We start from the raw sequence: 23,407 nt of genomic DNA, 5'->3' as shown, positions 1-23,407 counted from the left end.
GAAATTAGCAGGTCTCCCCCGCATATACATGAAAGGATGCATGGAGCTGTGTCTGATTGTCGGCGCCACGTCGGAACCTGCGTCTGAAGCTCCTTTATTAACGAACAGGAGAGTGTTTCCCATCCCATGAAAAAGTTGCGTATTACGTTGCTTACGTTAACGATTCTCCTGCTTGCCGCCGCTGCCGTAAAAGGAGCTCTGCTCTGGCAATATGCCGAACAGGATTCTGTTCCCGAGGGGGTGACGATTGGACGCATCGAGCTCGGAGGCATGCCAATCGCAGATGCAATCGAGCTGCTCTCCCGCTACGAGAAATCTTTGCAGGATAGAACGATCACCGTTCGGGCCGGAGAACCCGCAGGCGACAGCAAGAGCTGGACGACCGCAGAGCTCGGCTACCGCGCCGAATTCAGTGAGGCGAGGCTGGCGTTATTAAAGCTGCGTGAAGGCAGTTGGTGGGATCGGGCCGTCTATCGCTACCATTTCCCCAAACATTATTCGCTCTCCCAGAGCTGGAATCGCGATATTTTCGATGCAGCCGTGCGCAAGCAGTGGAGTTGGATGGAAAAGGGTGAGCCACAGGACGCAAAAAGGGAGATCACTCCCGACGACAAGGTCGTCTATACGCCGCATCATAATGCGTATCGATTGGAGCTGGATTCTCTGTTGCAGCAAGTGGACGACTGGGTGGTGCTGGGGGAACGCGAGGTCGGTGAGCGGATAACGGGCAGCTTGGCCGACTTGGAGGCCGAGCTGCCCTTAAAGACGGTAGAGCCCGACACCACTCTGGAAGAGCTTAAGGCGGAGGGCATTGACCGAAAAATCATGTCTTTCTCCACCGACTTCGGCACCAGCGCGGAGGGACGCGCCCATAATGTGACGGTGACGGCGGAAACGCTAAACGATTGGCATCTGGCCCCGGGGGAGACGTTCTCCTATGCGGAGCTTATCGCCAAAGCTGAGCAGGAGCATGAATACCGGGAAGCGCCCGTTATTCTCAACGGCAAGTTCGTGCCGGGCATCGGAGGCGGTATTTGCCAGGTATCGAGCACGCTCTATCAAGCCGTATTAAGAGCCGGACTCGACATCGTAGAACGTCGCAACCACTCGTTGCCTGTCGCCTACCTCCCGCTAGGCCATGACGCCACCTATGCCACGGACGCCATCGACTTCAAGTTTCTTAATTCGACTGGCAAACATCTTATTATTCGCACCGTCGTGGAAAATCGCAAATTAACCATCAAGTTATTCGGGACAATGCCGGAGAACGTCGCCTATGATATCGAGTCCGTGACCATCAAGACGGTAGAGCCTGGCGCGCAACAGAAAGTAAATCAGGGACTGGCGGTAGGCGAGCAGCGAGTCGTGGAGAGAGGTAAGGCAGGGTATGTCGTGGACACCTTCCGTAAGCTGATCGAGAACGGCAAAGAGGTGTCGCGCGAACGGGTTTCCCGCGATACGTACCGCGCCCAGCCGACAATCATCGAGGTAGGGCCCTCCTCGCTGACGTCTACGCCATCCCCGAGCATGCCCGGCACGAGAGAACCGATCGTGGAGGATGGGATCTGAGAGAGGCGGTTCGCTGGGTTCTCGAATTGAGCCGGGAGGGGCTGTTTCTGCCGACTTAGCCGTTCTGGCCAGCAAACTGCGTACCCACGCCAAAAGGGCGCTTCATCGCGAAGCGCCCTCTCTTGCATGTCATTGGTTATGCAGGCTGGAAAGCAGCTTGATCAACACTGGCTTTTCCTGAAGCTTATCTGCTGCGTTCCAAATATTCAGCTACCCATGCCGACGTCCCGGCCAGCGCCGTTTCGGCGCGGCCGATCGCGTCCTCGACCTGCGGCTTCGCCGTGCCGCCATAAACGTTGCGCGCGTTTACGACCTGCTCCGGCTGCAGCACCGCATAAATGCGGTCGTCGAACAGCGAGGAGAACTGCTTGAACTCGTCCAGCGTCAGATCCAGCAAATATTTGTTCTGCTCGATGCAGTATAGAACGGTTTTGCCGATGACTTCATGCGCTTGACGGAACGGCAATCCTTTGCCCACGAGGAAGTCGGCGATGTCCGTGGCGTTGGAGAAGTCCTGATTTACCGCCTGGCGCATCTGCTCCTTGTTCACCTTCATCGTCGCGATCATCGGCGCGAACAATTGGAGGGCACCCTGAAGCGTCTTCACGGTGTCGAACATGCCTTCCTTGTCTTCCTGCATGTCTTTGTTGTACGCGAGCGGCAGCGACTTGAGCACCGTCAACAAGCCTACGAGGTTGCCGTATACGCGTCCCGTCTTGCCGCGCACAAGCTCCGGCACGTCAGGGTTCTTCTTCTGCGGCATAATGCTGCTGCCCGTGCAGAACGCGTCATCCAGCTCCACGAAGCGGAACTCCGTGCTCGACCACAAGATGAGCTCCTCGCTGAGGCGCGAAAGATGCATCATAATGATGGAGGCATGCGACAAGAACTCCAGGATGAAATCGCGATCGCTTACCGCATCGAGGCTGTTCTCATAGACGCTGTCGAACTTCAGTTGACTCGCCACAAAATGCCGGTCGATCGGAAACGTCGTGCCCGCCAGCGCGCCTGCGCCCAGCGGCAGTACGTTGATGCGCTTGTAGCTGTCCTGAAGACGCTCGATGTCGCGGCCGAACATGGATACGTACGCCATCAGGTGATGCGCGAACAAAATCGGCTGCGCGCGCTGCAGATGCGTATATCCAGGTACAATTGTGTCTGTATTGGCTTTCGCCTGCTCGACCAGCGCGGATTGCAGCTTGTGCAGCATGTCGACGAATTCCACGACGCGTTTGCGAAGCCACAGATGCATGTCAGTCGCGACTTGGTCGTTCCGGCTGCGGCCCGTATGAAGCTTGCCGCCGACCGTGCCTACGTCATCGATGAGCGTTTTTTCGATATTCATATGAATGTCTTCATCGCCGATCGAAAATTCGATGTCGTCGCGCTTAATGCGTTGCAGCACGCGATGAAGGCCGTCCTTGATTTTCTCCACGTCGTCCGCCGGCAAAATGCCTTGCTTGCCCAGCATCGTGACATGCGCGAGGCTGCCCTGCACATCCTCCTCCGCCAGCTCCTTATCGAACATGATCGAAGCTGTATACTCCTCGACCAACTGGTCCGTTTTCTTCGTAAATCTCCCACCCCATAATTTGCTCATGCGTGACTCAGCACTCCTTCCGATCGTGAACTTCCGGCTATCTCCTGATATAAAAGAGGATCGGACATGGCGGACGGAAGCCTGCCTGCGCAAGCTTCCGCCGTCTGTCCGGTCCATTACTCTATAGGGTCCCGACTCTACTCGCCTTTGCTTTGCTCCACGCCCGACGATACCTTTAGGCGCAGCGCGTTCAAGCGGATGAAACCTGTCGCGTCGCCTTGATCGTACGCCTGCGATGGATCGGCTTCCATCGTCGCGATATCCGGGTTGTACAGGCTGACCGGGCTCTTGACGCCGGCGCCGATGACGTTGCCTTTGTACAGCTTGAGGCGAACGACTCCCGAGACGTTTTTCTGCGATTCGGCGACCAGCGCTTGCAGAGCAAGACGCTCCGGCGCGAACCAGAAGCCGTTGTACACGAGCTGGCTGTATTTCGCGATCAGGGAGTCTCGGAGATGCATCACTTCGCGGTCCATCGTGAGCGACTCCATCTTGCGGTGAGCCGTAAAGAGGATCGTGCCGCCCGGCGTCTCGTATACGCCGCGGCTTTTCATGCCGACGAAACGGTTTTCTACCATGTCCACGCGGCCGATGCCGTGCTTGCCGCCCAGCTCGTTGAGCTTCTCCATCACTTCAAGCGGGCTCAACGCTTCGCCGTTCAGCGCCACGCAGTCGCCTTGCTCGAACGTCAGCTCGACGTATTCCGCTTGGTCCGGAGCTCGCTCCGGCGATACGCTGAGGACGTACATGTCTTCGTTCTCTTCGGCGCTCGGATCGAACCATGGATCCTCCAGCATGCCGCTCTCGAAGCTGATGTGCAGCAAGTTGCGGTCCGTGGAATACGGCTTCGCCGCCGATGCCGTAACCGGAATGCCGTGTTTCTCCGCATAAGCGATCATTTCGGCGCGGCCCGGGAATTGCTCGCGGAACGCTTCCAGACGCCAAGGCGCGATGACGCCGATCTCGGGAGCCAGGGCCGCCGCCGTAAGCTCAAAGCGCACTTGGTCGTTGCCTTTGCCCGTCGCGCCGTGCGCGATCGCCGTTGCGCCTTCCGCGCGCGCGATGTCCACCATGCGCTTCGCGATAAGCGGACGCGCGATGGACGTGCCCAGCAGATATTGGCCTTCGTACAGCGTTCCGGCTTGGAACATCGGATAGATGAAGTCCTTCGCGAATTCCGCGCGCAGGTCGTCGATGTATACTTTGGAAGCGCCGGTAGCAAGCGCTTTTTCCTCCAGACCGTCTAGCTCGTCCTTCTGTCCGATGTCGGCCGTAAACGCGATAATTTCCGCGTCGTACGTTTCTTTAAGCCATTTCAGAATGACAGATGTATCCAAACCGCCGGAATAGGCCAGCACGATTTTTTCCTTCGCCATTGTTCTCTTACTCCCCTTCAATCTTGGTTTTCGTATGAATTAAGACATGATAGCCGCCATGATCGCCTTCTGCGCATGGAGACGATTCTCCGCCTGGTCGAAAATAATGGACTGCTTCCCGTCGATAACGCTCTCGCTGACTTCTTCGCCGCGATGCGCCGGCAGGCAGTGCATGAACAGGTAGTCGTTGTTCGCGTATTTCACAAGCTCGTCGTTTACCTGGAACTTCTTGAAGGCAACCTCGCGTTCCTTCTGCTCGGCTTCTTGCCCCATGCTGGCCCATACGTCCGTATAAATAATGTCCGCTCCGTCTACCGCTTCCTTCGGATCGCGGCAAATCGTGATGCGCGCGCCCGTCTCCGCCGCGTTGGCTTTCGTCTGCTCGATAATGTCGGCATCCGGTTCATAGCTTTCCGGCGTCGCGATCGACATATGCACGCCAAGCTTGGCGGCTCCCATCATAAGGGAGTGAACCATATTGTTGCCGTCGCCGATGTACGCCATCTTCAGGCCTTCCAAGCGGCCCTTCTGCTCGTAGATCGTCTGGAAGTCCGCCAGCGCCTGGCAAGGATGGGACAGGTCCGTCAGACCGTTAATGACCGGAATCGTCGCTCCGCGCGCCAATTCGACAACCTTGCGATGTGCGAACGTGCGGATCATGATGCCGTCCAGATAACGCGACAGCGTCTGCGCCGTATCCCAGATCGTTTCGCCCCGGCCGATCTGCAGATCGTTCCCGCTCAGGAACAGCCCCTGCCCGCCGAGCTGGTACATTCCTACCTCAAACGATACGCGCGTGCGCGTCGACGACTTCTCGAAAATCATGCCAAGCGTCTTGCCCTTCAGAATATGATGGGTCTCGCCGGCCTTCTGCTTTTTCTTAAGATCGATCGCCAGATCGATCAGGTAACGCAGCTCCTCCTGCTTGAAATCGACCAGCATAAGGAAATCGCGGCCTTTCAGGCTCTGCGCCAATTCTTCGTTAACGACTTGCATGGATGTTCCCTCCTTTAATGCCTCTGCTATTCCGCTATCCAATTATTCCGCTGTTCCGTATTCCGCTATTGTTATTGCGCCGCTCCCAGCAGCTCCGCCAATATCGATACCGCGAGATCGACCTCTTCGTTTGTCACCAGCAAGTTCGGCAGCAAGCGGACCACGTTCGGTCCCGCCGCTATGACGAGCAAGCCGCGATTCTGCGCTTCCGTCAGCACGTTCGCCACCGGACCCGCGCATTCGATGCCGATGATGAGGCCGAGACCTCTGACATCTTTCACAAATGAAACGCCGGCCAGCTTCTCGCGAAGCTGCTCCATGAGATAGGCGCCTTGCTCCGCAGCTCGCGCAGGCAGCTTGTCGCCTACAATCGTCTCCAGCGTCGCCTTGACCACCGCCGTCGCGATCGGCGTGCCGCCGAATGTCGAGCCATGGCTGCCTGCCGTGAAACCTTCGCGCAGCTTCTCCTTGGCGACCATAGCGCCGACCGGGAAGCCGCTGCCAAGTCCTTTGGCCAGCGTAAAGATATCCGGCTGGATGCCGTAGTGCTCGTATGCGAACAATTTGCCCGTCCGACCAATGCCCGTCTGAATCTCGTCCACGACAAGGAGAATGCCTTCGCGTTCACACAGTTCTGCTACTTGCCGAATATAGTCGGCATTCGCCGGATGGACGCCGCCCTCCGCTTGCACCAGCTCCAGCATGACCGCGGCCGTTACGCCGCTAATCGCCGCTTTGAGCGCCTCGATGTCGTTGTAAGGGATCGTCTTGAAGCCTTCCGGCAACGGGGCGAAACCTTCCTTCACCTTCGCTTGGCCCGTAGCCGTCAGCGTCGCCAACGTTCTTCCGTGGAATGATTGTTCGAACGTGATGATTTCATAGCGCCCGTTCTTGGCCACCAGCTGCTGGTAACGGCGGGCCAGCTTAATCGCTGCCTCGTTCGCCTCCGCGCCGCTGTTGCAAAAGAACACCGCATCGCCGCAGCTGTTGTCCGTCAGCAGCTTGGCCGCTTCCGCCTGATTCGGAATTTGGAACAGATTCGATACATGCCACAGCTCGTCAAGCTGCTTCACCAGCGCTTCCTTGATTCGCTTAGGAGCATGCCCTAGATTCGTGACGGCAATACCGCTCATGAAATCCAAATATTTGTTGCCCTTGTCGTCCCACAGCCAGCTTCCTTCGCCCTTAACCAGAGCCATAGGATAACGCGCATAGGTAGGGAGCAAGGATTGTGCGGCTGCCGCTTCTATCGTATCCGCCATCTTGGAATTACACCCGCCTTTCGCTGGATTGGACGATGCGAGTGCCTACTCCGCCTTCGCGGACGGCCCGCGTCAACACGCCGGGCTCCTGTCCGCTTACGATGACGACCTCTTGCACGCGTCCCTGTATGCATTGCACCGCCGCGCGAACCTTCGGAATCATGCCTCCGTAGATTTCGCCGCTCGCGATCATTTCGTCGATCTCCGCCACCGTCACGGACGGGAGCACGACCTTCTCTCCGTCCACCGTCTTCATGATGCCCGGCACGTCCGTGACGACGATCATCCGCTCCACGCCCAGATGGGACGCAACCGCTCCTGCCGCCGTATCTGCATTAATGTTGTAGCGTTGTCCCGCAGCGTCGATGCCGATGGGGGCAATAACGGGAATATAGCCCATTCCCATCACCCCTTCGATAATGGACGCGTTCACATCCGTTACGTCGCCGACGAAGCCGATTTCGTGCGCGTTGCCCACCGGCTGTGCCTGGATCAAGCCGCCGTCCACGCCGGATAAACCAAGCGACTGGGCACCGTTAATGCCGATCTTACGCACAATCTCTTTGTTGATCCTGCCCGCTAACACCATCTCTACTACGTCCAGCACATCATCGTTTGTCTTGCGCAGCCCGTTCACGAACTCCGTCTCGATGCCGAGCTTCGTCAGCGTCTCCGAAATCGCGGGTCCGCCTCCATGCACGATGACCGGCTTCACGCCCCCCGCCTGCAAGTCGCGCAATTCGTGGAAGAAGCCGTCGGGCAGCGCCGCGAGGGTGCTGCCGCCGCATTTCATCACAAACCGTTGTTCCATGTCCGCTCTCCTCCTTACGTCCGGTACGCCGCGTTAATGCGCACGTAGTCGTACGTCAGGTCGCAGCCCCAAGCGGTCGCGCTGCCGTTCCCCATATGCAGGTCGACGCCGATAACGACCGTATCGCCCTTGAGATATTCCAGCGCCGCATCCTCGTCAAACGCGACCGGACGGGATTGCTCCAGCGTCACTATATCGCCCAGCCTGATATCCACCGTAGCCGGATTTACCGGTTGGCCCGCGCGTCCCACGGCCGCGATAATGCGGCCCCAGTTGGCGTCGGCGCCGAACACCGCGGATTTTACAAGAGAAGAACCGATCACAGTCTTCGCAATCGCCTGCGCCGACTCATCGCTTTCCGCGCCGCGCACTTGCACCTCTACCAGCTTCGTCGCGCCTTCGCCGTCCCTGGCGATCGCTTTGGCAAGCACTTCGCATACATAACGAAGCGCGTCCGCGAACGCAGCCCAGCCTTCATGTTGAGGCGTAAGGGACTGATTGCCCGCGAGACCGCTTGCCATGGCGACTAGCATGTCGTTCGTGCTCGTGTCGCCGTCAACCGTAATCATATTAAACGTCAGATCCGTCGACTGGCGTAGCAACGTCTGAAGATCGTCGCTTCCGATCGCGGCATCCGTCGTAACAAAGCCCAGCATCGTCGCCATGTTGGGATGGATCATGCCGGAGCCCTTCGCCGCGCCAGCGATAGATACGCGCTGACCGTCCAGCATCAGCTCCACGCAAACCATCTTCTGCACGAGATCCGTCGTGAGGATCGCCTGGCAGAAGTCCTCCGCGCCAGCAAGACCGCCGTCCAGCTTCGCCAGCAAGCCGTCGATTCCGGAGCGGACTTTGTCCATTTTCAAATTCTCGCCGATAACCCCTGTAGACGCTACCGCCACCTGCTCCGCCGATACGCCGATCGCCTCCGCGAAACGGGAACGCATCTCGTAGGCATCCGCCTCGCCTTGCTCGCCTGTGCAGGCATTAGCGTTGCCGCTGTTGACGAGAACCGCTCTAAGCACGCCGCCCGATCCGATGCTCTCGCGCGTTACCTGCAAAGGCGCCGCCTGAAATACATTCGTCGTATATACGCCAGCCGCCGTCGCCGGAACCTCGCATACGATAGCTCCCAGGTCGTGACGGGTTGTCTTCTTAAGTCCGCAGTGCAGACCGCCGGCCCGGAAGCCCTTGGGCGTCGTGACGGAGCCGTCCGCCAATACTTTGAAGCTGCCTTGTTCCATCTTGAATCGTGTCTCCTTGTCAGTTAGGTAGAAGCTGCTCGGTTGCCCAGGCATGATAGCGAGCAGCAGAAATTACGGATATACAGGAACGAATTGCAATCCCAGCGTCTCGTCCCAGCCCATCATAAGATTCAGGTTCTGTATCGCTTGACCGGCAGCGCCCTTAACCAGGTTGTCGATGACGGACACGATCGTCACGCGCCCCGTACGCTCGTCGACCGCGAAGCCGATATCGCAATAGTTGGAGCCCCATACTTCCTTCGTCGCAGGTACCTGTCCTTCCGGCCGAATACGAACGAAAGGTCTGCCCTCGTAGAAGCTGCGGTATAGATCGATGAAGTCCTTCGCCTTGCGGTCGCCCTTAATCGTGGCATACATCGTCGACATAATGCCCCGCGTCATCGGCACGAGATGCGTCGTAAACGTCGTCACGACCGGTTCCCCGGCCATATCGGACAGTATCATCTCGATCTCGGGAATATGCTGATGCTGATTGATTTTATAAGCCTTGAAGTTCTCGTTCAGCTCCGAATAGTGGGTGCCGAGCGAAGCGCCGCGGCCCGCGCCGGACACGCCCGACTTTGCATCGATAATGATGGTTGCAGGATCGATCCAGCCTTCCCGTACGGCCGGCGCAAGACCAAGCGTCGTTGCGGTTGGATAACAACCCGGATTGGATACAAAGCTCGCTCCGCGAACCTTCTCAGCATACAGCTCAGATAGGCCGAACACCGCTTGCTCCAGATAACGCTCGTCTGCAGCCGTTTTTTTGTACCATTGCTCATATAATCCTGGCGACTTCAGTCGGAAATCTCCGGACAGGTCGATGACCTTAAGACCCGCTTCCAAATATTGCGGCGCCAGCTTGGAGGCAACGCCCGCAGGCGTGCCCAGGAATACAACATCCGCCTTCTGCTTGATCTCCTCGGCGTCGACATCGTCGAGCAGTTCTTCCCGAATGCCCGTCAGATGCGGATAACCTTCCGTAATCGGCGTTCCCGCGCTGGACGAAGAGATGACCGAAGTCACTTCCGCAAGCGGATGGGATGCCAGAAGCCTTATCAATTCAACACCGCCGTATCCCGTCGAGCCGACGATGGCGACACCCAGCTTTTTGCCCATTGCGATCCACTCCCTTATTACAATCTCAATCCCATGATGCTATGTGATGTAAGCCCCGCTGCCAAGGTAAAATGTCGTCCATGTGCTTGCAGTCGCGAGGCCTTCCAGTATCTACAACTTCCTATTTTACAACATTAAGGTTGTTATGAACATATGATAGAGGTCTGTATTATTATACATTCAGACTAATATTAATACAATAATCAATATGACGATATTTTCTCGCTCGTGAGATTGACTAATCCCCTGCCACTCGTTAAAATAGGAACAAATGTTCTCGTTTAAGGAGATGGAATTAGTGTACAACAATTCAGAATCGAGTGCAACGTCTTATGATGAAGCATTCGTGGTTTAAAAGGCCTGCACAATTATGAATGCTCGATTACGGCTATACATTCAGTCGTGCAGGCTCCCATTCCTTTTATGTCTCCAGCTTGAACCCTTGCCCGAGCACCTCGGCCGTATTGCTAATAATAACGAATGCCCCTGCATCGATGTCGCGCACAAGCACCTTCAGCTTCGACACCTCATTCTGACTTACAACAACCATGAGTACCGTCCGGCCCTGACCCGTAAAGCCGCCGTGTCCATCCAATCTCGTCAACCCGCGGTCCAGATCGTTCAGGATAGCCGTCGCCACCTCCTCCGTCCGTTCGCTGATAATGAATGCTACCTTGGATAATTGCAAACCGTTCTGCATGAAGTCAATCGTCTTGCTGGTCACGAAAAGTCCGATCAGCGCGTACAACGACACCTCCGGCGAGAAAATAATACCCGCCGCAATGATAACGCAGCCGTCAAAACAAACAATCGCCAGATTGTACGGAAGCCCCGTAAACCTGTGAAGCATTTGCGCCGCCAGATCAAGTCCTCCCGTGGATCCGCCGCCCCTGAACACCAACCCCAGCCCCAGTCCGACGCCGATCCCGCCGTATATAGAGGCCAAGATCGGATTGTCCGTAGGCGGCGGCAAATGAGCTGTCAGAAGCACGAATAGCGGCAACACGATCGTACCCAGCAGCGTCTTGGCGCCAAATTTCCGCCCAATGATCAGCACCCCGGCTATGAACAATGGAATATTGATGGCCCACTGCGTATACGCGGGCATAATGCCTGCCAGCTCTTGCACCAAAATCGATATGCCGGATACCCCACCCGAAGCAATGCCATTCGGCACAAGGAACAGATTAAAGCTCGTGGCTACGATCATCGAACCTAATAATAATTGCGCGATATTCCAAATGGCATACAGCCGTGGATTACGCCGCTTTAGCGAATTGCCGCGTTTTCTCTTTCCCACTTCCACTCGAACAATCCCCCTATACCCAAAAGAAGAGTCCCGCACCGTTAATTACAGTGTCAGAACTCTTCCCTTTTGTTATTCTTCCTGGCGAATCTGATGACGCAAATAGCCGTCGATGAAGGCGTCGATATCGCCATCCATGACCGCGCCTACGTTGCCTGTCTCCACTGATGTGCGGTGGTCCTTGACCATGCTGTAAGGGTGGAAGACGTAGGATCTGATCTGGCTGCCCCAAGCAATGTCGGACTGCACCCCGCGAATCTCGGCGAGCTCTTTCATCTGCTCTTCGATCTTGCGCTCGTATAGCTTAGACTTCAGCATTTTCATCGCGCGGTCGCGGTTCGCGATCTGTGAGCGTTCCTGCTGACAAGCAACGATGATCCCCGACGGAATATGCGTTATCCGGATCGCGGATTCCGTCTTATTGACGTGTTGACCGCCCGCGCCGCTGGCTCTATACGTATCGACCTTCAGATCCTCCGAACGAATCTCGATCTCGATTGTGTCGTCGATCTCCGGCATTACGTCGAGCGAGCAGAATGACGTATGACGTCTTCCAGCCGAGTCGAATGGCGAGATTCGCACGAGTCGGTGCACGCCCTTCTCCGCTTTGAGGTAGCCGTAAGCATTATATCCTTTGATCAGGATGGATACGCTCTTGATGCCCGCTTCGTCTCCGTCCTGGTAATCCAACACCTCGACCTTGAAGCCGCGCTTCTCCGCCCATCTCGTGTACATCCGGTACAACATCAGTCCCCAGTCCTGCGACTCCGTGCCGCCTGCGCCGGGATGAAGCTCGATGATGGCATTGAGCTTATCGTAAGGCTGATTCAATAACAATTGAAGCTCGAAGTCGCCAACCTTCGTCAGCAGATCCTCGACGCCTTGCGCCAGCTCGGCTTCGAGAGACTCATCGCCCTCTTCCTCTACCAGCTCCATCATCATCTGCAGCTCTTCCCGGTCGTTATTCATCCGATCGTACTGCTCCACGACCGACTTCACGGCGTTCAGCTCGGAGATAATGCCCTGCGCCCGCTCGTTGTCGTCCCAGAAGTCTGGCATCGACATTTTCTCCTCAAAGTTCGCGATGATCTCTTGCTTGAGATCCAGGTCAAAGAGACCCCCTGAGCTCTTGGAGTCGCTTGGCCATCTCGCGTAGATCCTGTTTTACCTTAATATCCAACATGGCACGATTCTCCTCAATATAAGGTAGTTCAAAAAGCCCGCTTTTGATCACGAAGTATCCCAAGAAGTCTATTCGACGTCGAATCTTGAATTCAACCGGAACTTCCGGTGCTCACGTAGCTCTGCTACGCTCCGCTCCTCATTTCCTAGTTTCATCCAACCTTCTTTGGTGCTGAAAACCGGACTTTTTGAACCTTTATTTCAATCTGGTAGTTCAAAAAGTCCGCTTTTGATCGCCTCGCCTTTTGAACCTTTATTTTTCCAACTACCTAATTACTTTCCGTGGCACTGCTTGTATTTCTTGCCGCTGCCGCATGGGCACATATCGTTGCGTCCGACGCGTTCTTCGCGCTTCGCTGGCCGCTTCTCCGTATTCTCGCCACCGCCGCTAGTCGACGACGTTTGGCCCTTAACGACCTCTTGGCGCTCCAGGTTGCTCTCTACGCGAGCTTTCATGATATACTTGGCGACTTCCTCCTGGATCGTCTCGATCATCGCCTTGAACATCTCGAAACCTTCGAATTGATATTCGCGAAGCGGATCCGTACCGCCGTATGCGCGGAGATGGATACCTTGGCGAAGCTGATCCATCGCATCGATATGATCCATCCACTTGCTGTCTACCGCGCGAAGCACGACAACCTTCTCGAATTCGCGCATCGTCTCGGCGCCAAGCTGCTCTTCTCTCTGGTCATAATATGCAACGACCTTGCCAAGGATGAATTCGGACATCTCCTCCTTCTCCTTGCCCCACAGCTCTTCCTTCGTAATGGAGCCGTCATCCAGCAGATTGGCATGCACATAATCGACGATGGCTTGCAGATCCCAATCCTCCGGAATATCCTCTGCACAATGCGCCTCAACGATACGCTCAACGACCGGTTTGATCATCTCCATCACTTCACTGCGAATGTCGGACGATTCCAGAATATCGCGGCGCTGCTTATAAATAACCTCGCGCTGCTGGTTCATAACGTCGTCGTATTGCAGGACAACCTTCCGCGTATCGAAGTTGCTTCCCTCTACGCGCTTCTGAGCGGATTCTACGGCCTTGGAGATCATCCGGCTTTCGATCGGCTGATCTTCTTCCAGACCGAGGCGGTCCATCATCACCATAATATTTTCCGAACCGAAGCGGCGCATAAGCTCGTCTTCCAGCGACAGGTAAAATTGCGAAGAACCAGGGTCGCCTTGGCGTCCTGCGCGTCCGCGCAACTGATTGTCGATCCGGCGGCTTTCGTGGCGCTCCGTACCGATAATATGAAGACCGCCAAGCTCAGGCACCTTCTCGCCCAGCAAAATGTCCGTACCGCGTCCCGCCATATTGGTCGCGATTGTTACGGCGCCGTATTGACCGGCACGCGAAATAATTTCAGCTTCCTCGGCATGGAACTTCGCATTCAACACTTTATGCTGGACACCGCGGCGCTTCAGCATATCGGACAGCTTCTCCGAATTTTCGATGGAGATCGTGCCGACCAGGACCGGCTGGTTGTTCTTGTGACGCTCCACGATCTCTTCTACGACGGCCTTGAATTTGCCGTTTTCCGTCTTATACACGACATCCGGGATATCCTTACGAATCATTGAGCGGTTCGTAGGAATCTGAATAACGTCCAGACCGTAGATCCGGCGGAACTCTTCTTCCTCCGTCTTCGCCGTACCCGTCATGCCCGCCAGCTTGCGATACATCCGGAAGTAGTTCTGGAACGTGATCGTCGCGAGCGTCATGCTTTCGTTCTGTACCTTGAGCTGCTCCTTGGCCTCGATCGCTTGATGCAGACCATCGCTGTAGCGGCGGCCGGACATGAGACGACCCGTGAACTCGTCGACGATAACAACCTCGTCCTCTTGAACGACGTAATCCACGTCCCGCTTCATAATGACGTTAGCCTTGAGCGCTTGCTGAATATGATGGTTAATAAGCACGTTGGCGTGATCGAACAGGTTCTCGATGCTGAAGGCGCGCTCCGCCTTCTCTACGCCTTGCTCGTTCAGCATGACGTTGCGAAGCTTGATATCAACCGTATAGTCCTCTTCGACCTTAAGTTTGTTCACGAAGCGGTCAGCCGCATGATACAGCTCTGTCGACTTGGCTGCTTGTCCGGAAATAATAAGCGGCGTACGCGCTTCGTCGACGAGGATGGAGTCCACTTCGTCAATAATCGCGTAGTACAAGGGACGCTGAACCATTTGTTCCTTGTATAGCACCATGTTATCGCGCAAATAATCGAATCCGAACTCATTGTTCGTACCATAAGTAATGTCGCAAGCATAAGCCTCTTGCTTCTCCGAATGGGACAGTCCGTGCAGGTTACAGCCCACTGTCATTCCAAGGAAGTTATACAGCTCGCCCATGACTTTGCTATCACGTTCGGCCAAGTAGCCATTGACCGTTACGACGTGAACACCTTTGCCGGTCAATGCATTCAAATAAACCGGAAGGGTCGCGACGAGCGTTTTACCTTCACCGGTTTTCATCTCGGATATTTTACCCTCATGGAGCACCATACCGCCAAGAAGCTGCACGTCAAAATGGCGCATGCCAAGCGTACGCTTCGAAGCTTCCCGTACCGTAGCGAACGCCTCCGGCAGTATAGCCGTCAACTCCTCGCCCTTTTCGATGCGCGCCTTAAACTCATCGGTTTTGCCGCGTAATTGTTCATCGGACAAAGCCGTAAATTTCGACTCCATCGCATTAATCTCTTCTACCGTCCGCATGAGGCGCTTTACTTCGCGCTCATTCGCGTCTCCGAATATTTTTTTCACCAGTCCGAGCATGGTTTTCCCCTTTCGGTAGTTGGTCTATTTGTTTAAGATTGTAACAGTTTGTAGACCCTGTCGCAATGCACCTGCGGCAAGGCGCAAAAAAGCCCTGCTCCAATATGGAGACAGGGCTCGCGGTTGTTATGGATTAGCCTTGCTCGATTAATCCGTATTTGCCATCGCTGCGTCGATAGACGACGTTGACCTCCTTGCTCTCCGCGTTGGCGAATACGAAGAAGTTATGTCCAACCATATTCATCTGCAAAATGGCTTCTTCCACATCCATTGGTTTCAGAATATGACGCTTCGTGCGCACGAGCTCCAGATCTTCTTCCTCTTCCAGCACACTGACTGCGGAGCCTTCTTCTCGGAACAGGGCTCTCACTCCGCTGCCCTGTCTGAATTTTCGATTGACTTTGGTTTTGTACTTGCGAATCTGGCGTTCCAGCTTATCCACCACCATATCGATGGACGCATACATATCTTCGCTCTTATCTTCGGCGCGAAGCATAACGCCAACTAGCGGAATCATCACCTCTACCGTATGCTGTGCCTTCGTGACGGAGAGAGTGACATTAATTTCGGAGGTAATAGGTGATTCGAAATATCGTTCCAACCGGCTAAGCTTCTTCTCGACGTAATCTCTCAAAGCATCTGTAACCTGAAAACGTTGGCCTCGAATGTTGTAATTCATGGGGCATTCCTCCTTTACATGCTCTTATTATATCATATGCAGGAACCTAGATCAAAATAGTTTTTAGTTATTTGTGAATTTTCAGAAAACTAATAGAATACAGAAAAAAGCCCCGGTCTCCCGGAGCTTTCAAAGTTGTGTTTAGGCACTGTCAATCGTGAACCATCTATACGTTGGCTATGATAGCCGGATGATTACAGTTTGACTACGTTTGCAGCTTGTGGACCGCGTGCGCCTTCTACGATGTCGAATTCAACCGCTTGGCCTTCTTCGAGAGTCTTGAAGCCTTCGGATTGGATCGCCGAGAAATGAACAAATACGTCGCCGCCTTGCTCAGTCTCAATAAATCCGTAGCCCTTCTCAGCGTTAAACCATTTGACTTTACCTTGCATGTGCAAACATTCCCTTCATCTTCAAGTACTGTGAGGCATCGTTTGGTCTGGCCCACAAATTGACTATACCACCGAAATCATGGAATTGTCAAACAATTTGTTGTAAACGGATACATTCGCTTTAAATTCACGTTTTAAAAGCAGTTTTAACATTTCATATTAATCTAATTGACGGACAAACATATAATACACTTTATGTACTGCACTAATAACATTGCGTATATCTTGATCTGTCATCGACGGAAATAGGGGCAGAGTAATAGCTTCTCGATAGTAGGCTTCTGCTTCCGGACAGTTCTCGCTAGAATATCCAAGCCGTTTATAATATGGTTGCCTGTAAACGGGGATATAGTGGACATGTACCCCAATGTTTTCACTGCGCAGAGCTTCAAAAATTTCTTTTCTGCTTACCCTAAAACTCTCTGTCGACCATCTGACTACATAGAGATGCCATGCAGAATTTGCAGTATCTGCTTGATATGGTGTAACGAGTCCTGGCATATCACTGAATGCCTCTGTATATAAATTAGCAATTTCCCGTCTTCGCTCGACAAACAGATCAAGTTTATTCATCTGCGAGTCCCCCAGCGCAGCCTGCAAATCCGTCATTCGGCAATTGTAGCCTAGCTCGTGCATCTCGTAATACCATGGACCATCATTATCCTCCATCAGAGCAACGTTTTTGGTTAAGCCATGATTTCGGAAAAGCTGCAGCTTACGATAATATGTTTCATTATCCGTTACAATAATACCGCCTTCGCCAGAAGTAATCCCCTTTACAGGGTGGAAACTGAACATGGTCATATGTCCAAGTATTCCAACTTTCTGGTTGCCATAAGAAGCGCCAAGCGAATGGGCAGCATCGTGGATGACTACTAGGTCATGGGTTTCGGCAATTTCCATAATACGCTCCATTTCCACTGGTTGTCCGGTGAAATCGACAGGAATGATTGCCTTAGTATTAGGCGTTATCTTCTTTTTAACCTCTAACGGATCTAAATTCCACGTATCAGCTTTAATATCTGCAAACACGGGAGTTCCCCCCATATAGAGCACACAATTACTACTTGCCAAAAACGTAATTGGTGAGGTAATGACTTCATCTCCCGTAGAAATACCCGCAGAGAAACAAGCACCATGAAGTGCCATCGTCCCGTTGCTAAAAGCAATAGCATAGCGCGCCCCTACATATCGTGCTACTTTCCTCTCAAAGCGCTCAATTGCAGGACCCTGTGTCAAAAAATCACTTTTCAGCACCCGTACAACGGCTTCAATGTCATCATCGTCTACCCATTGTCTGCCGTAAGGAAGCATCGTATTTCTTACAGGTTTGGAATCCATAGCTGAACCCACCTCCCGGCCGTTATGTCCAGCCACTATCCTTGATCCATTTCTCGGTTCTCAGGAGCCCTTCTTCCAGCGTAATTTCAGGCTTCCATCCCAATAACCGATACGCCTTATCGGAATTGCATAGCAGCTTTTGTATTTCACTTTGAGGATGTATGTGTTCCACATGTCGTATAAGTTCTTCATTCTGTACGATAAGTAGAGCAAGTTCTTTAATAGCGATGTCTCGTCCCAATCCAGCATTCACAATTTGACCATCGACTTTATCGGAATAACCAGCCTCGACAACAAATCTTGCGCAATCCTCGACATACAGCAAGTCTCTGGTTTGCATACCGTCTCCATAAATCGACAGCTCTTTGCCCGCGAGTTTGTTGTTGATAAATATAGCTACTACGCCACCTTCTCCGCCGGTTTTCTGAAACGGACCATACGTATTAAAGGGCCTTATAACTACTGTTGGCAAACCATAAGCGTAATTATACGATAATACCATGTTTTCGGCAGAAATCTTGGCTCCAGCATATGGCGATGCAGGCTTAGTTGGATGTTCCTCCGTAATTCCTGCTTCTTCGGTACAGCGATCGTAGACCATGCAGGTACTCATGAATACGACTTTAACATCATGTCTTCTGCATTGCTCAAGAATATAGAAGGTACCTACCGTATCATTATTAAATGTTGTGCGAGGATCATCTATAGAATCTTGCACGTTAATAGACGCGCCAAGATGATAGCATATGTCAAAACGATTCGTCTCGAATACATCCGTCAGTAATGACTCGTCCATGATGGAACCCCTAATGAATGACTTCAGGTTCGGCTCGTTATAAAATTCTTCAATGTTAGACTCTCTACCGTTCGATAAGTCATCTAATATCCAAACGGAATGACCGTCCTTTAGCAAACGTTTCGCCACCCAACGCCCGATAAAGCCCGCCCCTCCGGTTAACAGTATATTTAACGCCATACTTTTCCTCCATTACTCTGAATATAGAATTAAAAGCAATCCCATGAAAGCGGCGTGCCCTTTCGCAAGTCGATTGCCGCTACTCTACCAATTACATTATCCAAGTATTTGGTCGGTAAACCTAGCCCTGGTCGAATTGCTTTAATGTTGTCATGCGCGAAAGTTTCTCCAGCTTTCATATCACGTGAAATATATAGCGATCGGCGGTGTTTCATGGTAGCTTGCTCCGCAACTGTCGCACCGTACCGTATACCTCCAAGCGCTTGCCAAGCCCGTTCTGTTTCACTCACCAATGAAGCGAATTCAGCAGGTTCCATAGAAAAAGCAGAATCCACTCCCCCTTCGGCACGCGAGAGCGTAAAGTGCTTCTCCACCACCGTTGCCCCCAGCGCAACTGCCGCTACCGCCACCCCAGTGCCCATCGTATGGTCGGATAATCCAACCTGACATTCAAAGAGTTGCTCCATATGTGACAATGTAGCGAGGTTGGAGTTCTCGGGAGATGCCGGATAAGTGCTTGTACATTTCAATAATACGATATCGGCGGCTCCTGCGGCCCGTGCTTCTCTAACAGTTTCATCAAGTTCTGCAATGGTCGCCATACCGGTAGAAATGATTAGCGGCTTCTTCGTAGCAGCTACCTTTCGAATTAATTGAATATCTGTATTTTCGAATGAAGCGATCTTGTAGGCAGGTACATTTAAACTTTCAAGGAACTCGACTGCCGTCTCGTCAAAAGGAGTACTGAATGCCAACATACCGAGCTCATTTGCTCTTTGAAAGATCGCTTCATGCCATTCCCAAGGCGTGTACGCCTCCTTATATAGATTGTAGAGCGATTCTCCTTTCCAAAGGCTGTTGGGATCCTCAATATAGAAGTCCCCCTCATGAATATCCAAGGTCATCGTATCTGCGGTATAAGTTTGTAACTTTAAAGCATCTGCCCCAGATGCGGCTGCAGCCTCCACAATCAAGAGTGCTCGATCCAAGGATTGATTGTGGTTGCCGGACATTTCCGCGATTAAGAAGGGGTTATGCGATTTGCCAATTAGACGATTGCCAATTTGTATGTCCATATTTATATTATTCCCCACCATTCTGAACACTTAATTGATGATAAAACTTTTGAAAAAACTTCACATTGTTCATGAATAGTGGTGCATTGGCTTTAATCTCTTCTATTGGCCAATCCCACCATTTAATTTCCTGCAACATTTTTATCTCCTCTGGCGAAAAGCGATACTTAATTACTTTTGCAGGGACACCAGCAACAATAGCGTAATCAGGTACATCTTTGGTGACTACAGCGCCTGCAGCTATAATAGCTCCGTTGCCTATTTTGACAGACGAGAGAATAACCGCGTGAGCTGCAATCCACACATCATGTCCGATGGTTATCGGTGAGTTTTTTGCAATCTCATGGAAGTTAGGCATGTCTTCAGGATCCATGAACCCCACATAATTACCCCAAAACCATTTGCGAGTATTCGGACTATAGAAAAAAGGGCTTGAAGTGATCTTATTAACTGGATGGTTTGCCCCGGCATATGCCGTTTTATTTATGGAACAAAATGAACCTATTTCTTTTATGTATTCATTAGCATCACACAATACTTCATATCCATAGGTATATCTACCGATCACAGTATTACGGTAGGAATGCTGCACCGTATAATCTCTTGAATTTACTTGCTGGACTGGCTGAGGAAGCTTCGGTGGTTGTGCCGGCTTACTTTTTTCCATCCCCCTATAAAAGTGCTGCCCCTCAGTAAACCCTTGAGCGATAAGCTGTTCTTTTATTTCGTCGTAATGCATACTTGCAACAATAATAGTCATATTTTCTTTTTTTTCAGTGAGTAGTATTTCCGGTGAATATATAGGCTTTCCTAGTATCAAATCTCCCCACGTTTGTTCATTATTGTCTACGAAATATTCCGTAGTATAACCTAATGTTTTCAAAGCAAAATTCATCAGGCGACCGCCCTTACTCGCCCCAAAAACAACGATTTTAGAAGAGGACATGCGGCTCTCATCTAGCAAACTAATACTATTGATAATTCCATCTAAAATCATCTGGATCACCACCTGTTAATAGTATGATTAGCTATAACAGTTAATATCGGATGGATTGAGGTTTTATTGAATGCATCCATGACAGATAGGCACTTTACACTAACATCGACTATAACACGCTCATCAGAAATGACACTAAGTAATCCATCTAATATGTTGTGTTCAGTCACTTGCTCGCTTTTTCCCAGATACCAAATCATCCCCATGCGCTCGGCTTCCTGCACAGCATCAAGTTGATTATCCGCAACCGTAATAACAATCGAGGGAACACCCATATAGGCACGTTCCCACAACGAAATACCTCCAGCTCCCACAGCTAGATCAACTTGACTGAGTATCTGTGCCATGTGAGAGTTATGTTTATGAAAAGTGATAGAAGGTATGGTACTACACAAGCCTTCCAACTCGTTGTTTCGTGAATTCGAGACGCCGCCAAGTACAATGAATTTCAATCTTGGAAACTGACTCGCAAGTATCCGCAAAACGGATACAACCTTGCTCGTCTCATTGGTGGGGTCACTTCCCCCAAAGCTTACCAGTATGTTCTTGCAGGATTTACGAAAAGATCTTCTATTTTTCATCACGTAAAATTGTTCGCGCAGCAACGTGTAACCTGGACCCAACAATTGCATGCAATGTTCAGGAAGAAGCCCAGAATACTTCTCATTCATGTCACTGGACAAATTCTGATCCAATAATATGTGGCAGTTATGCCTTCTATTCGCAAGATCATCAATAACGAACAGCTTCCCAACCCTGGACAGCAGTATCGTTTCCCAGCGATAATCAAGTAAGTAATGATCTACAATCAACCAATCTATCTCACCGCAAGTTTTCAGCAATTCCAAAGAACAGTCTGCATCTACTTTATAATCATTAGAATCTGTTATATCGGAATTCATCCGCAATAATCGAAATCCACCTTCATCTAGCCATTCAACTATAGTCATAGGCGCCAATCTATTTAATAAAAACGAAACTTTCGCATTCATATGCCGTTTGAACAGTTCGGCGAGCGTTATACACCGCATCAAATGACCCATGCCTATTGATGAAGAGGCATCCACACGTATGGCGATATTCATCCCTCGGCCTCCGTACTTCTTGCAATGAGCGGAAGCAACTCATTCAAGGTATTGATTTCAAACTCAGCGTTGTACGCTTCTGACATTCTCACATCTTTAAATGCGCCTCGCAGAATTCTAACAGTTTGGTAACCGTACGGCTTGATACCTACAAAATCTTTATTAGGATTATCCCCAATATAAACTATCTCTTGAGGCCGTACATTTTCCCTTTTGGCAATTTGATGAAAGCAATATGGAGACGGCTTCGAATGATGTCTGCCATAACGATGAGTAATATAGCATTTAGTCACTCTGCCATACAAGCCAAGCGCTAGTATTTTATTGTGTTGAACAACTTTATTGCCATCTGTCACAATATAAACGGAATGCCCCGCCAGAATCTGTAACGCGTCAACCGCATCCGGTAATAATGAAATATTCGGCATGTGCAAACGATAAGTAGATAGACATCTTTTTACAGCCGATTCGCTATAGAGGTTATAGTGAATTAATACATCATTAAACACCGAGCCACGCCCTTTTTCTTCAAGACTGTCCCACATCAACCTGAAGGATTCATCGCAGGGAATTCTGTACTTATTTTCCAAATATTCTGCAACCACTTGAAATCCGCTGCGTACATAGTCCAATTCTCCATACAACGTATCGTCCAAATCAAATACGATGATCTTCATAAATCCAATCCTCCGCATGTCTGATCATCATCTTTTCTTCCGGCGCCCTGACATAAATAAGTTCTTCATGCTTCGCTCCCACGCTCTCCTGCATAAACCAATAGAAGCTGTCCAATCCCACTGCCAGGCTTAGTGTGGAGGCTCCGCCAAATCGAGCATTGCATTCTACGATATGATGCCCACCGTACTCATCAACTATAATTTGGAATAAAATATGTCCTTTAAGATTAAAGCGAACAGCAATTTCCATACATAGCGTTTCCAATACCGGATTATTGACCGTACAAGTTATTTGAGATTCTCCTCGAACAACGAGCCTCCGCTCCCTGACAATAGCCGCTATAGCAGCTTCATTCGAGAGATACACATCAACGCTGTATTCAATTCCCTTTATATAGGGCTGAAATATAGGTTGTTGTAGTTTCAAAGCATGGTTTAGAGCAGCATGTTGATCAAGTCCAATACCGATGCTGTGAGAGCCTGCTCCATACCTCTCTTTAACAACATAGAATTCTATCCCCTGAATCAATGAATTATAGGTGGGTATGACGGGATATCCGAACGCACTCAACTGAGAGTAGAATAATAGTTTATCTAAACAAAGCTCTATTGCATCCTTATCAGAAACCATAACCTCGATACCCTGTTCCGATAAGAAACGACGGTGTACTGCGTAATAAAGCAGCTCACCGTCACGGGTTGGGTAAATGATTTTAATCTTGTTTAGTCGACAAAAATTCGTTAGGGCATAAATCGACAACCCCTGCAAAGGAGGGCATGGCCAGAAATGATCAACAAAGTATTGTCCGATGCACTCCTTATTGATATCCGCTCCAAAAAGCTTCTTGTAGCCTTCTGTTCTGTTCATCGCAGCTTTGACCGCGTTAATCATCGGAATTTTATTGGATACGCTTGTAATCAATACATTCATTCAG

20 protein-coding genes are annotated in these 23,407 nt (G+C 51.4%); 1 reads left to right on the top strand and 19 read right to left on the bottom strand.

Features of this window, described 5'->3' with window-relative positions; translation table 11 throughout:
- Positions 1 to 126 precede the first annotated feature (126 nt).
- Positions 127 to 1,569 (top strand): VanW family protein, encoded by a 1,443-nt coding sequence (locus tag H7F31_RS05540; RefSeq protein WP_187103359.1) that lies wholly within the window; start codon positions 127 to 129, stop codon positions 1,567 to 1,569.
- A 184-nt stretch (positions 1,570 to 1,753) separates the two neighbouring features.
- On the opposite strand, the gene argH is transcribed toward H7F31_RS05540, so the two are convergent.
- The 19 genes from argH to H7F31_RS05445 all read right to left on the bottom strand — a co-directional run bounded on the left by argH (position 1,754) and on the right by H7F31_RS05445 (position 23,403).
- Positions 1,754 to 3,169: an argininosuccinate lyase gene (gene argH, locus H7F31_RS05535; protein ID WP_187103358.1), complete on the bottom strand. Its 1,416-nt coding sequence runs from the start codon at positions 3,167 to 3,169 to the stop codon at positions 1,754 to 1,756.
- A gap of 137 nt (positions 3,170 to 3,306) precedes the next feature.
- The gene (locus H7F31_RS05530) at positions 3,307 to 4,545 is read right to left on the bottom strand and encodes an argininosuccinate synthase (protein ID WP_087569399.1); all 1,239 of its coding nucleotides are present in this window, start codon (positions 4,543 to 4,545) and stop codon (positions 3,307 to 3,309) included.
- 39 nt (positions 4,546 to 4,584) lie between these two features.
- On the bottom strand, positions 4,585 to 5,541 hold the full coding sequence (gene argF / locus H7F31_RS05525; RefSeq protein ID WP_087569400.1) for an ornithine carbamoyltransferase: 957 nt from the start codon (positions 5,539 to 5,541) through the stop codon (positions 4,585 to 4,587).
- A 71-nt stretch (positions 5,542 to 5,612) separates the two neighbouring features.
- Entirely contained in the window at positions 5,613 to 6,803 is a 1,191-nt protein-coding gene (locus tag H7F31_RS05520; protein WP_187103357.1) for an acetylornithine transaminase, read from the bottom strand.
- A 7-nt stretch (positions 6,804 to 6,810) separates the two neighbouring features.
- Entirely contained in the window at positions 6,811 to 7,614 is an 804-nt protein-coding gene (gene argB, locus H7F31_RS05515) for an acetylglutamate kinase (protein WP_187103356.1), read from the bottom strand.
- Between the two features lie 14 nt (positions 7,615 to 7,628).
- Complete coding sequence (gene argJ, locus H7F31_RS05510) at positions 7,629 to 8,858, bottom strand: bifunctional ornithine acetyltransferase/N-acetylglutamate synthase (RefSeq protein WP_187103355.1); 1,230 nt, start codon at positions 8,856 to 8,858, stop codon at positions 7,629 to 7,631.
- A 72-nt stretch (positions 8,859 to 8,930) separates the two neighbouring features.
- A complete protein-coding gene (gene argC, locus H7F31_RS05505) occupies positions 8,931 to 9,980 on the bottom strand; it encodes an N-acetyl-gamma-glutamyl-phosphate reductase (protein WP_187103354.1) in 1,050 nt (349 codons plus the stop codon).
- Positions 9,981 to 10,401: 421 nt separating this feature from the next.
- The gene (locus H7F31_RS05500; RefSeq protein WP_397374657.1) at positions 10,402 to 11,280 is read right to left on the bottom strand and encodes a YitT family protein; all 879 of its coding nucleotides are present in this window, start codon (positions 11,278 to 11,280) and stop codon (positions 10,402 to 10,404) included.
- Positions 11,281 to 11,358: 78 nt separating this feature from the next.
- A protein-coding gene (prfB, locus tag H7F31_RS05495; RefSeq protein WP_187103353.1) for a peptide chain release factor 2 occupies positions 11,359 to 12,469 on the bottom strand; the annotation gives its coding sequence in 2 pieces (ribosomal slippage) (positions 11,359 to 12,396 and positions 12,398 to 12,469; 1,110 coding nt in all).
- 272 nt (positions 12,470 to 12,741) lie between these two features.
- The gene (gene secA, locus H7F31_RS05490; RefSeq protein WP_187103352.1) at positions 12,742 to 15,249 is read right to left on the bottom strand and encodes a preprotein translocase subunit SecA; all 2,508 of its coding nucleotides are present in this window, start codon (positions 15,247 to 15,249) and stop codon (positions 12,742 to 12,744) included.
- A 133-nt stretch (positions 15,250 to 15,382) separates the two neighbouring features.
- Entirely contained in the window at positions 15,383 to 15,928 is a 546-nt protein-coding gene (hpf, locus tag H7F31_RS05485) for a ribosome hibernation-promoting factor, HPF/YfiA family (RefSeq protein ID WP_087569408.1), read from the bottom strand.
- A 194-nt stretch (positions 15,929 to 16,122) separates the two neighbouring features.
- Positions 16,123 to 16,320: a cold shock domain-containing protein gene (locus tag H7F31_RS05480; RefSeq protein WP_087569424.1), complete on the bottom strand. Its 198-nt coding sequence runs from the start codon at positions 16,318 to 16,320 to the stop codon at positions 16,123 to 16,125.
- 159 nt (positions 16,321 to 16,479) lie between these two features.
- Complete coding sequence (gene pseC / locus H7F31_RS05475) at positions 16,480 to 17,661, bottom strand: UDP-4-amino-4,6-dideoxy-N-acetyl-beta-L-altrosamine transaminase (RefSeq protein WP_187103351.1); 1,182 nt, start codon at positions 17,659 to 17,661, stop codon at positions 16,480 to 16,482.
- Positions 17,662 to 17,683: 22 nt separating this feature from the next.
- Positions 17,684 to 18,637: a dTDP-glucose 4,6-dehydratase gene (locus H7F31_RS05470; RefSeq protein ID WP_187103350.1), complete on the bottom strand. Its 954-nt coding sequence runs from the start codon at positions 18,635 to 18,637 to the stop codon at positions 17,684 to 17,686.
- 29 nt (positions 18,638 to 18,666) lie between these two features.
- A complete protein-coding gene (pseI, locus tag H7F31_RS05465) occupies positions 18,667 to 19,713 on the bottom strand; it encodes a pseudaminic acid synthase (protein WP_187103349.1) in 1,047 nt (348 codons plus the stop codon).
- 7 nt (positions 19,714 to 19,720) lie between these two features.
- Complete coding sequence (locus H7F31_RS05460) at positions 19,721 to 20,710, bottom strand: hypothetical protein (RefSeq protein WP_261800315.1); 990 nt, start codon at positions 20,708 to 20,710, stop codon at positions 19,721 to 19,723.
- A gap of 5 nt (positions 20,711 to 20,715) precedes the next feature.
- A complete protein-coding gene (gene pseG, locus H7F31_RS05455) occupies positions 20,716 to 21,795 on the bottom strand; it encodes a UDP-2,4-diacetamido-2,4,6-trideoxy-beta-L-altropyranose hydrolase (RefSeq protein ID WP_187103348.1) in 1,080 nt (359 codons plus the stop codon).
- Positions 21,792 to 22,472 (bottom strand): HAD family hydrolase, encoded by a 681-nt coding sequence (locus tag H7F31_RS05450; protein ID WP_187103347.1) that lies wholly within the window; start codon positions 22,470 to 22,472, stop codon positions 21,792 to 21,794. Before H7F31_RS05450 ends, pseG begins: the two co-directional genes overlap by 4 nt.
- Positions 22,453 to 23,403, bottom strand: a complete 951-nt coding sequence (locus H7F31_RS05445; RefSeq protein WP_187103346.1) for an ATP-grasp domain-containing protein — start codon at positions 23,401 to 23,403, stop codon at positions 22,453 to 22,455. The genes H7F31_RS05450 and H7F31_RS05445 overlap by 20 nt, the downstream gene beginning before the upstream one ends.
- Between the last annotated feature and the right edge of the window lie 4 nt (positions 23,404 to 23,407).

Origin of the sequence: Paenibacillus sp. PAMC21692 (assembly GCF_014303795.1) — a bacterium.
In the GTDB taxonomy this organism is placed as follows: Bacteria; Bacillota; Bacilli; order Paenibacillales; family Paenibacillaceae; genus Pristimantibacillus; species Pristimantibacillus agaridevorans.
Note: the sequence above shows the minus strand (reverse complement) of the source record. Positions and strands in the feature narration are given on the sequence as shown.